The following is a 12224-nucleotide window of genomic DNA, read 5'->3' as shown; positions in this document are numbered from 1 at the left end:
GACAAAAGTCATGGCGGGAGAATTCGTTCCTGCTGGTCACGCTCTTCCGTGCGGCGGAAGCAATGCTTCGATCTCGCAAATGACCCCGGCGGAATCGTAGATGATGGTCGATGCCCCGTTCAGCTCTGCCGCCAGCAAGCGCTCAACCAGTCGAGACCCGAAGCCCTTCTTGGTTGGGACATTCACTGTCGGCCCGTCACTTTCCTGCCAGCGGAGATTGAGAACCGAGGTTTTAGAGTTATAGGCCCAGATGATCGACACCTGTCCGGTTGGGACGGAAAGGGCCCCATACTTGACGGCATTCGTTCCAAGTTCATGAAGCGCGAGCGACAATGTCGCAACGGCCTTTTGAGGCAGGAGAACGGATGGACCGGAGATGGTAAATCGCTCCGGTGGGTAAGGCGCTGCGGCCTGCTCGACCACTGCAGCGAGATCTGCGCTCTGCCAGTCACCCTCTGCAAGCAGATCGTGAGCGTGGGCCATTGCCGACAGGCGCGCTTCGAACGCAGCGACCGCATCTATTGTATCAGTCACCTTCCCAAACGTCTGACGCGCAATGGCGATCACCGTCGCGAACACGTTCTTCACCCGGTGATGCAACTCGCCGATCAGGACCGCCTGAAGGCGGTCCGCTTCCATTTTGGCAGAAATATCATGGGCAATTTTTGAAGCCCCGACGATCTTGCCGGCAGTATCATGAATGGGTGAGACGCTTAGCAAGACGTCGACCAGATGGCCGTCCTTGCTGCGACGCTTTGTTTCATAGGCTTCAATCATCGAGCCGGCCTTAATCTGCTCAAGCAACGCCGGCTCTTCATCGATCCTGTCTTTCGGCACCAACATCAAGACAGACTGACCGACGATCTCCTCAGCCGTGTAGCCATAAAGCCGCTCCGCACCACCGTTCCAGGCCGTTATCGTCATGTCCAAGTCGATCGCAAGGATCGCATCGTTGGAGGACTCAATGATGGAGGCCAAGCGGCGCTCGACTTCCTGAGCCTGCTTGCGCTCAGTGATGTCGACCGAAATGACGGCAACTTGATGGATTCGCCCTTGATCATCGCGAAGAGCGGAAACCGTATTGTTTACCCAAACGAGGCTGCCGTCTTTCCGAAGATAGCGCTTCTCCATGTCGAAGCTATCGCCCGTCGCAGCAAGCCGGCCGAACAGGCGGTTCTGCTCGGGCATGTCATCGGCGTAAGTGATGTCGGCGATGTTCTTTCCGAGGAGCTCGTCCTCTCCATAGCCTACGATCTCGCAGAATCGTCGATTAACGTGCAGGATCTTGCCTTGCAGGCTGCTCTGACCAATGCCGGCTGCCGATTGAGAGACGACCGCCCGAAGCCGCTCCTCGCTGGCCTGTAGCGCCTGATCGGCGCGGACACGGTCAGTCGTTTCGTTGACGATGCAAAAAACGCCGCGGACTGCGCGATGTTCATCGCGGATCGCTGAATACGAGATGTCGAAATAAACCGTTTCCGGATAGCCATGCCTTTCGATGTAGAAAGGCCTGTCCTTTGCGGCAACCGTCTCGCCCGTATCCATCACTCGACGCAAAAGTGGTTCGAGGTCACCCCAGAGCTCAACCCAGTTTTCCCGCGCTGGCCGGCCGAAGGCTCGCGGGTGCCGCTGGCCGATCGTCGGCGCATAGGGTTCGTTGTAGAGAGCCACGAGATCCGGCCCCCAGAACATGACTATCTGCGCCATAGACGGCAGCATGATATCGACGGCTGATTTGAGACACTGGGGCCAGTCAGATGGCGGACCAAGGAGTGAGTTGTCGCACACGCCGCTATCAATCATTCGGGAGATTTCATCTTTCCCGTTTAAGGTCCACTCCGTGTCGCTCCGCATTGGTATCCGCTCTACACTTCCATTGCGATGCCGCGCATCTTGTTCCCGTTCGTTTGGTGGCAGATTTATGGCGGCTGACAGCCACTGCAAGGTCTGTCCGAATGAAATTGGTGTCAGTGTGCGACAGAGTGATGTCGCGGTGTGTCAGCCCCCGTCACCACTTCCTTCAGGTTCCCAGAAATGGCCGGGAAGCAAAACTTCCAGCAGCGAGGCCTGATCGATCCAGGCCAGTTCAGTTCGATTTTTTAACCGTGCCGAGCGCCGGCTGTGTTCTACTGAGCAGCCTCCTTGGGCAAGGCGCAATGAAACATCGCAACGCTTCTTACAGAGAGCAGGTGCAATTGTTATAAGCTAGCCGACGCAACAATAAGCCATCCTGCCATTTCGACGACCTGCTCGGGTCCAGCTGGCTTGGCGAGGATCGGGCAATCACGGAAGCCTTCCGACAAGCCATCCTTGTCATATCCGGTCGCGAACGCGAAGGGCACGCCTTGCTCGACGAGCGCGGCGGCAACCTCGCCGACCGGACGTCCGTGAAGATTGGCATCGACCAGCGCAGCGTCGAACCGACTGTTGCTGATTACCCTGCACGCTTCCTCTATCGTTGCGATCGGCCCTTCGACCTCCGCCCCTGCGTGTTCCAGAGATGCAACGATATCCATGCCAATCAGGGGCTCATCCTCGATCACCAAGATACGCCGCCCTTTGAGGTCACGCAGATTCGTGGAACCGGTTTCCAACTGGCCTGTTTTAGCCTCCGCAGTCCTTGATGCGGACCATTGTGCAGCGGCGAACGGCACCATAATGTCCCAGATGATGCCTTCCGGCAGTATTGTCATGAGTGCTTCGCCACCCTGCCCGCGAACGCTCTGGGAAATAAGGGTGGTGCCGAACCCTGGTGAAGAAGCCGGCTCGACGCGCGGACCGCCACGTTCGGTCCAGCGGATACGCAGGCCATAGTCTATCCTCCAGTCGATATAGATCCGGCCTTGTGGCGTAGAAAGCGCACCGTATTTGATGGCATTGGTGCCGAGCTCATGGATGACCAACGCAAGATGAAGCGCGCTCTGCGGATCAAGCCGGACGGCTGGGCCTGTTGCTGTAAGCCTCGTCTCATCTCCGCCAGCGGAGATCTGGCCATGGATGAGATCCTTGAAGTCTGCACCTTCCCAGCTCTTGGCGCTAAGCAGATCATGGATTTTTGCAAGAGACTGAACGCGACCGCCAAACGATTTGGCAAACTCTTTGGGATCCGGAGAGCGCACCAGTGTGCGGCTCGCCATCGCCTGCACGACTGCAAGCGTGTTCTTGACACGATGGTTCAGCTCGTTGAGCAGAAGCCGCTGGGTCTCGGCCGCCCGGCGACGCTCAATGAGGTCAGCCGTCGGCCGGGCAATGATGTCCAGCATGCGCAATTCGCGCTCGCTCGGTTTGTGCGGCTGGCCCCAGTGGGTCGAGATCATACCGACAAGCTTGCCTTCGCGGGTGATAAGCGGCGTCGTCTGTCCCGCACGGATGCCGCCGCCGAGAAGCACGTCGCGGTCATGTGTCCCGGCCATGAACAGACAGGTTTCTACATCTTCCGCGATTGCCCGCCTGCCGGTGCGCAGGACTTCACCGCAGGTGCAGCCAGAATCGCCACGCACCCATTTCCAGTATTCGATGCCATGGGCGTAGGAGGTATTGGCTTTTGTTCCTTGGTCCGTAAGCCCGCTCCTGGCGCTCATCAAATTCGGCTCCGTCCCGCTGCAGTTGCTCTCGATGGCGGTCGACCCAGCCGACGAGCAGTCTTTGGCAAAAATCATGGGATCTTGTGACATTCGGGCTTAACGTTCGACACGAAACTTTTGCTATCGCCGTTTGAGTTAGGCAGCAGCCGCTCCACACAGAAAGACAGCAGATTGGCGCATTTTGGGTTTTCTGAACCCACCTCACGAGGGACGTTGTATGACATGATCATCGAAGGAACTGACTTCATGTTCTCTCTCCCAGACGGTTTTCGGGCTGTTGTGATTGGCGCGAACGGCGGCATAGGTCGGGCTGTATGCGAGCGTCTACAGTCCGAAAGCAAGCTAGGAGAACTAATCGAACTTTCGCGCAGCCATGACGGCTTCGATCTCCTGAACGAGGCGAGCATCGCAGAACATGCGCGATCCATTTCAGGTAAACCTGTCCATCTTCTCATTTGCGCAACCGGGATCCTGACCTGCGCAGACACGCCGCCCGAAAAGGCTCTGCGTCACCTCGCTCCCGACGTGATGATCGCGCAATTTCAGACCAACGCGATCGGACCAGCCTTGGTGGCCAAGCATTTCCTGCCGCTGCTCGATCGAAGATCCCGGTCGATCGTCGCTTTCCTGTCTGCCCGCGTCGGCTCCATTAGCGACAACCGCCTGGGTGGCTGGATCTCTTACCGCGCATCGAAAGCGGCATTGAACCAGATCGTGCGGACGGCGTCGATAGAACTGACTCGGACCCATCCCATTTCAGTCGTCGTAGCGATCCATCCCGGCACAGTGAGAACAGAGCTTTCGAAACCTTACTCCGGCAATCATCTTACCGTAAGCGCGGATGAGGCAGCCGCAAACATCCTCAGCACTCTCGACGATCTGGACAGCTCGCGCACTGGTTGCTTCGTCGCCTACAATGGCTCGGAGATCCCATGGTGACATACAGACCACGGCTCCTAGACAGGAAGCGCGGTCTGCTACTGAACTAAACTACCTTGACGACAAGCTTTCCGAAATTCTTACCCGTCAGCATTCCTACGAGCTGGTAGGAAACACGGCGAGTGAGCAACTAGATCCGCCAATCCCAGAGGCGCGCAATCTTCATAGCGGCAAACGGACGCCTGTTGATTCACGCGCCGTTTGGCTCCGAATATCACTGTAATGGCTAGAAAACGTGACGACGACGGCAACGAACTGATCCGAACCTGCTCCTTGCCGAGCGCGGCAACAATGGGATCCGCGGTGTGGGCAAAAGGCATCGTGCAGGAGATCAACGCCCGCCTCCCCGCACCCGTCCGGAAGTCAGTGGAACACGACGTCGCGGCCGTCACCGTAACGATGTGGCCCCCCCGAGCGGCTTTCCGCGCAGCCGTCGCCATCATCTCCAAGATACTTGCGAACGTAGTGACCCTGCCTGTCATCTTCAGAGAGATCCAGGACAATCCGGTTGCGGGGGCGTGCCAAGGCAATAACATTCCACGTCTTCGACCCTCAGATGGTCGTGAAGGCTCTCGACAGCGGCAGCGTCGATGACTGGCGTACACACGACAAGGAAGTGGCCGCAGAGAACCGACGGTGTGCCGCCTATAAGCGTAAAGTCACCAGACCATTGGCAAGACAAGAGAAGGCGAAGAGTTTGCCATCCGAAGACAGTGCCCCGCTGGAAGGATGGGCCGAGTTCGGCGCTAATGGTCTTTGCGCTGAAATGACGGCGCCTGTCCATGCAAGAGGGCTTGGATCCTCGTATTGAGCGAGTTGACCAAAGCGGCACCGATTCCTATTGCGCCAGCAGCGAGCCTCCTAATCGGAAGGGAGCCGAGACAGCATTACCTACCCCGTTCAGCACGAGGGCTCCAGTCCCTGCCACAGGGTTGCTGAATCCCTCGCGAAGTTGAGGATAGACGGCTGCAAGCGAGGCGAACCGGTCGTGGTTGGTGCCGTTCAGCGATGGGACGGTAGAGATATCCACGACGTCGAGATTTTCTTTCAAGGCGAGTTCGCGCGTCCTTGGATCGTCGATATCCAGTGAACCAGCGGTCGCTGCGGAGCCCGCCAATCTCTTAGACAAGGCCAGTGCAATGTCATCTTTGGATGCAAGGACAATGATCGGCCTCGCCAATCTAGCGGTGACCGAGAGCTGCTTGCGAAGCAGGTCGATATCAATGTCAGGTGCTGCGAGAACAAGTTGGTCGATTGACCGGACAACGTCCCTCTTGCCCATCAACGTGAGTTGTCTGACTGTTTCGACCGCCAGCCACGCTCCCATGCTGTGGGCAAGGATCGTCGGGCGCACCCCGCTTTGCGATAGCTCGGTGAGAAGCGTTGCCAGGTCGTCGCGAGCGAAGGCAGCCGAGTCCTTGTCTGCGACGTAGCCGGTGACCTCTGCCTGGGATGGCCAGTCAAACAGGATGGCGCGGTCTTGCACCTTGGAGTCGGCCGCCATCTGTGCAAGCCTGAAGAGGGCCTCCTGGTGGCTGTAGTTGTAGCCATGGACAAATATCCCGGCATGACCACGTGCCAGTGACTTGGCCTGCCCTCGGGCCAGCATGGAAAACTCGTGCGCCGATAGTTCGCGTCGTCCCACCACCGCGAAGGAGAGCTTAGGATCCGGTGTTGCAGTCGGCCATTCGATCTTCGATGGGCGATGTGTTGGAGGAATGGAGATGGTAACCTCGGAATAGTGCAGCCGATCTCCTCTGCCAGCGGTGTAAGCGCCACTTTTGCCAGCGTCCGGCACGCGATTGGTCGCGACCAGGATTTCGACTGTGTGTGCACGTGGAACGGGTGTCACAACAGCAAGTGTCTCGGGACCGGGCCTTGCGCACGATGACAGTGTTGCAACGATCGCGAGAATTATGTGGAACTGGCGCAATGATAGGTACTCGTGGATGCTAACAACGAAAACCTAGTACCAATCAGAAACGGCGCCAGTTGTCTCCCGACACCCAGTCGCCATTTTTAGTCCGTGTTGCGTCTAAGCAACGATGCGTCTTGCGCGTAATCATTCACAGTTCCTACACATCAAACGTCAAAGCTTTTAGTTGGAAACATGTTGGCACAGACTGAACGCCCTTATTTCATCGCTCTCGAGAGAGAGAGAGAGAGAGAGAGAGAATGCGATGTCACCACACCCACTCAACGAAAAGTACGACACCTACGTTTTGTATCCGGACCGAGTGATGAGCGATGCCGAATTGGTCGGTCGGTTTCCACGCGCAACTGATGCGCCTATCCGCCTCAGTTGCGCGTACAAATTAACATGTACCGCAGCCGCAGCTATAAAGGCGCGCTTTCTGGGACCAATTTGGACATGATCGCAATCCATTTTTGATCGAAACATTGTCTACGACAACAAGCTAGATCATGAACAAACAAATCGAGGCAAACTGGAGCTTGCCCGAGGATCACACGTCGAACTCCTCTTTAAAGCGGTGCGAGGGCGCGATCCGAAATGCGGAAGCTAGTAAGGAGCATAGTTTGGCTAATCACACCGGAAGCCATTTCATTCGTGCACTAACCAAAATGGGAACCAAGTCTTGTCTCTCGCATTATTTTGCGAGGTAAGGAGCCCGATATGCGAAATGTTTCCAAGTTTTTTTCCGCAATTTCCCTTTCTGCTATGATGACTTTGACCTCGCTAGGTCCCGCGGCGGCGATGCCGCTCCCGACAGTGAGCCCACCGCAAATAGGTAATGTCGAGCAGGTCCAATATCGCCATCACGACCGCCGCCGGTATTATCGTCATCATCGCGGTGATCGCCACTACAGCCGTCACCATCGCAGATACGACCGCCATCATCACAGGCATCGCCGTTCCAATGCCGGCGCCATCATTGGAGGTCTAGCTGCAGGGGCCATCATCGGCGGAGCTATTGCCAACTCCGGTAACCGGTCCTACGGGAACAGCCATGCGCAATGGTGCGCTAACCGTTACCGCACCTATAGAGCCTCGGATAATAGTTATGTTCCGCGCGCTGGTGTCAGAGCGCAGTGCCGGTCACCTTATTGAGGCTGGTATAGGATGAGGGCGGCAGCAATGGCGCCCTTTTCGTTTGCTGTGGAACGGATCAACCTCTCGTCGATTGTTGAGGTCTTAGTAAGGAGAACGCGACGATGATCATCGAGGACTGGATTGATGACCGCCGGGAGGAACACCGATTTGCAGCTTTACCTGCTGGTAACGAGCATGAGTTCAGCAATGCTCGCCGGCGTGTTGGGCGCAGAGGCAAAGATAGCGGGATACTATCTTGAACATCTTGTGGCTGCCTGTCGCGGCGACATTGCGGCCTACCTGATGTCATGACCACTCCAGATTGTAGCAGCGGAAGGAGCCGGTGCAGACCTCACACTCTAACTTATGGCTTTGATGTGATGTGAACTCTCGACCCGCACCTATAATCACTGACCAATTGAGAATTTGCATATTCGACGCAACCGGTCGATTGCCCTTCGACGCGGCCGCAGGTCTGCTTTGCACTCTTAGGCCAAATCGCGGCATGAGCGCGTCATCAGTTAAGGCGAGTAGTGCCATCTTCAGAAAAAAGGTGAACGGCGCCGATTTCCGGCAAGACGTGCATCACGTCACCCGGGGCACCATTGATCCGCTCACGGAAGACGCCAATCACTTGGACATCTCCTAACCTCATGGTCACCTGGGTTTCGGACCCCATGGGTTCGATGAGCATGATTTCGGCAGGAACACTTGCGAGGCCGGGATGGTCATTCAATCGGAAGTGTTCTGGACGAATACCGTAGACGGCAGCCTGCCCCACGATGGTGTTTGTAGATGTCGCCAAAGGCAAAACAACGCCGGATGTCTGGAAGCCCCGCTGGGTTATCGTGCCGGTAAGAAAATTCATCGAAGGCGAACCGATGAAACCCGCAACGAACCGGTTGACCGGGCGGTCGTAGAGATCGAGCGGCGCACCGATCTGCTCTACCCTGCCGCCATTCAGGACAACGATCCGGTCAGCCATGGTCATCGCTTCCACCTGGTCGTGAGTGACGTAGATTGTCGTTGTCTTGAGTTTGTGATGGAGCGCCTTGATCTCACCGCGCATCACGACACGCAGCTTGGCATCGAGGTTTGACAGCGGCTCGTCGAAGAGGAAAACCTGCGGATTGCGCACGATCGCGCGGCCCATGGCAACACGTTGCCGCTGCCCCCCAGAAAGCTGACGCGGGTAGCGGTCGAGCAGATTTGTCAGCCCGAGTATGCCGGCCGCCCAGTTCACCCGCTCTGTAATCTCCGCTTTGCTGCCACCGCGATGTTCCAGCGAAAAGCCCATATTCGTCGCCACGGTCATATGCGGATAGAGCGCGTAGGACTGGAATACCATGGCGATGTCGCGATCCTTTGGATCGAGATCGTTGACCTTCCTGTCGCCGATCTTCAGCGTGCCGTCGGTGATCGTCTCGAGACCGGCGATCATTCTGAGAAGCGTGGACTTGCCGCAGCCGGACGGCCCGACAAGAACGACGAACTCGCCGTCGCGGATATCGAGGTCGACACCATGGATGGTCTTTACGGCGCCGTAGCTCTTGCGGATGTCGGAAAGGTTGACTTTTGCCATGATCTGATCCGGTTGCTCAGCCCTTAAGGCCGGTATGGGCGAGGCCTTCGACGAAGTGCTTTTGGGCAATCACGAAGACGATGAGGACAGGCAATGCCGTCAGCGTTGCGGCGGCAAGCTGGATGTTCCACATCGGCCCGCCATAGGCGTCGGTGTATTGTGTGAGCGCCTGCGGCAGCGTGAACATTTCAGCGCTCGACAGGAACACGATCGGTTCGAGGAACAGGTTCCACGAGTGCAGGAAGGTGAAGATCGCCACCGAGGCCAGTGCGGGCCTGGCAAGCGGCAACGCGATCTTGCGGAAGATCTTGAAACGCCCCAGACCGTCGACACGCGCAGCGTCCTCCAGCTCGGCCGGCAGTGTGACGAAGAACTGACGCATCACGAAGGTGGCAAAGACACTCGGCGCACCGAAGATCGGCACGAGGATCAGCGGCCAATGGGTATTGACCATGCCGGCCTTCAGGAACATCTGGAACAGCGGCACGATCGTCACTTCCGACGGGATCAACAGGCCGAGCAGTACGATCATAAAGATCGTGTTGGCGTAGGGGAATTTGATCCGTGCAAAAGCATATCCCGCCATGGACGAGACGATCATCGTGCCGACCGTCACCAGAGCCGCAATATAAGCGGAATTCCAGTATTGCCGCACAAAGGGCTGCAGCTCGAACACCTTGGAATAGGTCGTCCAGTCATAGCTTTGCGGGATGAGTTGCGGCGGAAAGGCGAAGATATCGCTGATCGGCTTGATCGACGACGTCACCATCCACCAGGTGGGGAAGACGAAGGGGATCAGCAGTACGCACATCAGCCCATAAAGCGCGGTCCTCATGCGGGGGGAAAGGTCAGCTTTCATAAAACACGATCCTCTTGCGCATCTGCCATTGGGCGAAGGTCAAGACAGCGACAATTGCAAACAGCATGATGGACAGCGTCGAGCCATAGCCGAAGAAATGGAACTGGAAGGCCTGCTGGTAGAGGTAATAGACCAGCACGGTGGTCGAGAGCCCCGGCCCTCCCTGTGTCAGTACCGCGATCTGCGCAAACACCTGCAGCGAGCCGACGATGGTGATGATCGAGGTCAAGAGGATGGTCGGGCTGATCAGCGGCAAGGTGATACGGCGGAACTGCTTGAACGCCGGCGCGCCGTCGATGCGAGCAGCTTCATACAGTTCCTTCGGCACGCCCTGCAGTGCAGCCAGGAACAGGATCATGTTGAGCCCGACATTCTTGAACACCTGCACGACGATGACCGAGATCATCGCGGTGGTTTCCTCGCGCAGCCAGTTAGGCCCTTCGATGCCGACCATCAGCAGCATGCCGTTGATACCACCGTTCTTTTGCAAGAGGAAACCCCAGACGATCGTCCAGGCGACAAGCGAGACCACGACCGGCGAGAAGAAGAGCGTGCGGAAGATCGCGATCCCCGCAAGCTTCTGGTTGAGCAATACTGCGAGTAGCAGCGCGAGCGACATGTTCATGACGACGAGGCCGGCCGAAAAGATCGCCGTCGCGCCGAGCACTTCGACAAGGCTCTCGTCCTCGATCAGCATCAGGTAATTCTGTGCACCGGTATAAGTGAAGGTATTGGCCAGCACGTTCCACTCGTGCAGCGAATACCAGAAGACCAGCCCGAGCGGGATCAGCACAAAGGCGATGATGCCGATCAGTTGCGGGGCGATGAAGAGGAAGCCGGCGAGGCTGTCGCGCCGGGCAATGGTCCAGAACGGCGATAAGGAGCGGCCTTCCGGATAAGCGTTTTCCTGCGCGACAGCCATGGCGCCCTCCTCAGCGCTTCAGGAGCGGGCCGATTTGGCCGCAGATTTTCTGGAGCGTGGTCGGCACATCCGCCTCCGGCCGCCAGATCGAATCGAGATTGGAACGCACCATCTGCTGGATCTGGGCAAAGCCGGTATGGCCGGGCATAACCTTGCCGGTGGCGATGCCGGAAATGACCACCTTGTCGATCTGCTCTTCGGAAAGCAGAGGGTTGGTCTTCTTCAGCACCTCGGCATTGAGAAGCGACTTACGCGCCGAGGGGAAGAACTGGCTGAGCTTGGCCGAGTTTTCCGGGTTGGTCATGTAGGCGACGAACTCGGCTGCCGTTTCGGCATTCTTGCCCGACTGCATGACGCCGACACCTGCCTGGCCGATCAGCGCATATTCTCCCGCCGGCCCCTTGGGCAGTGGCACTAGATCCCAGTCGAAGGGCTTATCCTTGGGCAGAAGCGAGGCGCGGCTAATCTGCGTGATCGTCATCGCCGCGTTACCGGCAAAGAAATCGACAGTCTCGCCGGGTCCAGGCATCGCCTTTTTCGTAAAGACCGCATCGTGGATGAAGGCGAGCGCATCCGCCATCGGTTTTTCGGCCATGGTGCAGGTCTTGCCGTCCTCGCTCCAGGGCGAAGCGCCCCAACCGTTCCAGACCGATGTCAGATATTGCCAGGCCTGGTAGTTGAAGTCGCGGACGACCAGCCCGCCCTTGTCCGATCTTGCGACTGCCGAAGCCGTGGCGATGGCATTGTCCCAGGTCCATTCCCCGGTCGCGACCATTTCACCCGGTGTCGTCGCGCCTGCCGCCTTGACGAGATCGTTGTTGACAAACATTGCAAATGGCGAAGTGGAGAACGGATAGGCGTAGAGCGTGCCATTCTGCATCCAGCGCTCGGTGGCTCCGGCGCTGACCTCGTCGAGATTATAGCCTTCCGTTGCCTTCAGCGTGTCGCTCAGCGGATATAGCGCACCCGATTTGACGAAGTCATAAGCCGAGGTTTCGAAAATCCAGGCCATGTCCGGCGCGTTGCCACCGGCAATCTGGGTCGTCAGCGCCGTTGTATAGGTTTCGAACGGCAGCGACTCGTAGGTGACTGTAACGTTCGGATGGTTTTGTTTGAAACCCGCCGCGATCTCGTTGAACAGTTTCAGATGGGCCTCGTTTGCGCTCCAGATCGTCATGCGCAGATTGACTGCGTCCTGGGCGTGGGCGGACCCGCCACCGACGAACGATCCGATTACCGCTATTGCGCAGGCCGTGGACTTTAGATTCCGATAATGAAGCATTCCC

11 protein-coding genes and 1 pseudogene are annotated in these 12224 nt (G+C 57.5%); 5 read left to right on the top strand and 7 right to left on the bottom strand.

What is annotated here, in order from left to right; all coding sequences use genetic code 11:
* Positions 1-36: 36 nt before the first annotated feature.
* Both JNB91_RS23580 and JNB91_RS23575 read right to left on the bottom strand, forming a co-directional pair.
* Entirely contained in the window at positions 37-1803 is a 1767-nt protein-coding gene (locus JNB91_RS23580) for a PAS domain S-box protein (RefSeq protein WP_223218344.1), read from the bottom strand.
* A gap of 395 nt (positions 1804-2198) precedes the next feature.
* On the bottom strand, positions 2199-3581 hold the full coding sequence (locus JNB91_RS23575) for an HWE histidine kinase domain-containing protein (RefSeq protein WP_220327922.1): 1383 nt from the start codon (positions 3579-3581) through the stop codon (positions 2199-2201).
* A gap of 174 nt (positions 3582-3755) precedes the next feature.
* Here JNB91_RS23575 and JNB91_RS23570 point away from each other — a divergent pair, with 174 nt between their 5' ends.
* Together JNB91_RS23570 and JNB91_RS30875 are read left to right on the top strand one after the other, a co-directional pair.
* Positions 3756-4523: an SDR family oxidoreductase gene (locus JNB91_RS23570; RefSeq protein WP_346269387.1), complete on the top strand. Its 768-nt coding sequence runs from the start codon at positions 3756-3758 to the stop codon at positions 4521-4523.
* Between the two features lie 222 nt (positions 4524-4745).
* Positions 4746-5334, top strand: a pseudogene (locus JNB91_RS30875) (hypothetical protein).
* A gap of 27 nt (positions 5335-5361) precedes the next feature.
* Here the strand turns inward: JNB91_RS30875 and JNB91_RS23565 are convergent.
* Positions 5362-6321, bottom strand: a complete 960-nt coding sequence (locus JNB91_RS23565) for an alpha/beta hydrolase (RefSeq protein WP_220327921.1) — start codon at positions 6319-6321, stop codon at positions 5362-5364.
* Between the two features lie 955 nt (positions 6322-7276).
* Here JNB91_RS23565 and JNB91_RS30870 point away from each other — a divergent pair.
* The 3 genes from JNB91_RS30870 (at position 7277) to JNB91_RS23555 (ending at position 7887) form a co-directional block, all read left to right on the top strand.
* A complete protein-coding gene (locus tag JNB91_RS30870; protein ID WP_223218354.1) occupies positions 7277-7429 on the top strand; it encodes a hypothetical protein in 153 nt (50 codons plus the stop codon).
* The gene (locus JNB91_RS31475; RefSeq protein WP_346269390.1) at positions 7414-7593 is read left to right on the top strand and encodes a BA14K family protein; all 180 of its coding nucleotides are present in this window, start codon (positions 7414-7416) and stop codon (positions 7591-7593) included. The genes JNB91_RS30870 and JNB91_RS31475 overlap by 16 nt, the downstream gene beginning before the upstream one ends.
* Before the next feature lie 126 nt (positions 7594-7719).
* A complete protein-coding gene (locus JNB91_RS23555) occupies positions 7720-7887 on the top strand; it encodes a hypothetical protein (protein WP_220327919.1) in 168 nt (55 codons plus the stop codon).
* Positions 7888-8092: 205 nt separating this feature from the next.
* On the opposite strand, the gene JNB91_RS23550 is transcribed toward JNB91_RS23555, so the two are convergent.
* The 4 genes from JNB91_RS23550 to JNB91_RS23535 are packed head-to-tail and all read right to left on the bottom strand — an operon-like array spanning position 8093 to position 12220.
* The gene (locus JNB91_RS23550) at positions 8093-9157 is read right to left on the bottom strand and encodes an ABC transporter ATP-binding protein (protein ID WP_220327918.1); all 1065 of its coding nucleotides are present in this window, start codon (positions 9155-9157) and stop codon (positions 8093-8095) included.
* A 16-nt stretch (positions 9158-9173) separates the two neighbouring features.
* Positions 9174-10016 carry a carbohydrate ABC transporter permease gene (locus JNB91_RS23545; RefSeq protein WP_220327917.1) on the bottom strand — a complete coding sequence of 281 codons (843 nt, stop codon included), beginning with the start codon at positions 10014-10016 and terminating at the stop codon, positions 9174-9176.
* Positions 10006-10938: a carbohydrate ABC transporter permease gene (locus JNB91_RS23540; protein ID WP_220327916.1), complete on the bottom strand. Its 933-nt coding sequence runs from the start codon at positions 10936-10938 to the stop codon at positions 10006-10008. The genes JNB91_RS23545 and JNB91_RS23540 overlap by 11 nt, the downstream gene beginning before the upstream one ends.
* Positions 10939-10948: 10 nt before the next feature.
* Positions 10949-12220, bottom strand: coding sequence for an ABC transporter substrate-binding protein (locus JNB91_RS23535; protein WP_220327915.1), 1272 nt, complete (start codon positions 12218-12220; stop codon positions 10949-10951).
* Positions 12221-12224 lie beyond the last annotated feature (4 nt).

It is taken from the genome of Aliirhizobium wenxiniae (genome assembly GCF_019511445.1).
Lineage (GTDB): Bacteria > Pseudomonadota > Alphaproteobacteria > Rhizobiales > Rhizobiaceae > Neorhizobium > Neorhizobium wenxiniae_A.
This window is presented reverse-complemented; position numbering and strand designations above follow the sequence as displayed.

Coding starts and splice junctions, on each gene's coding strand:
- JNB91_RS23580 (WP_223218344.1), bottom strand. CDS start 1,803: ATGATTGATAGCGGCGTGTGCGACAACTCACTCCTTGGTCCGCCATCT.
- JNB91_RS23575 (WP_220327922.1), bottom strand. CDS start 3,581: ATGAGCGCCAGGAGCGGGCTTACGGACCAAGGAACAAAAGCCAATACC.
- JNB91_RS30870 (WP_223218354.1), top strand. CDS start 7,277: ATGTCGAGCAGGTCCAATATCGCCATCACGACCGCCGCCGGTATTATC.
- JNB91_RS23555 (WP_220327919.1), top strand. CDS start 7,720: ATGACCGCCGGGAGGAACACCGATTTGCAGCTTTACCTGCTGGTAACG.
- JNB91_RS23550 (WP_220327918.1), bottom strand. CDS start 9,157: ATGGCAAAAGTCAACCTTTCCGACATCCGCAAGAGCTACGGCGCCGTA.
- JNB91_RS23545 (WP_220327917.1), bottom strand. CDS start 10,016: ATGAAAGCTGACCTTTCCCCCCGCATGAGGACCGCGCTTTATGGGCTG.
- JNB91_RS23540 (WP_220327916.1), bottom strand. CDS start 10,938: ATGGCTGTCGCGCAGGAAAACGCTTATCCGGAAGGCCGCTCCTTATCG.
- JNB91_RS23535 (WP_220327915.1), bottom strand. CDS start 12,220: ATGCTTCATTATCGGAATCTAAAGTCCACGGCCTGCGCAATAGCGGTA.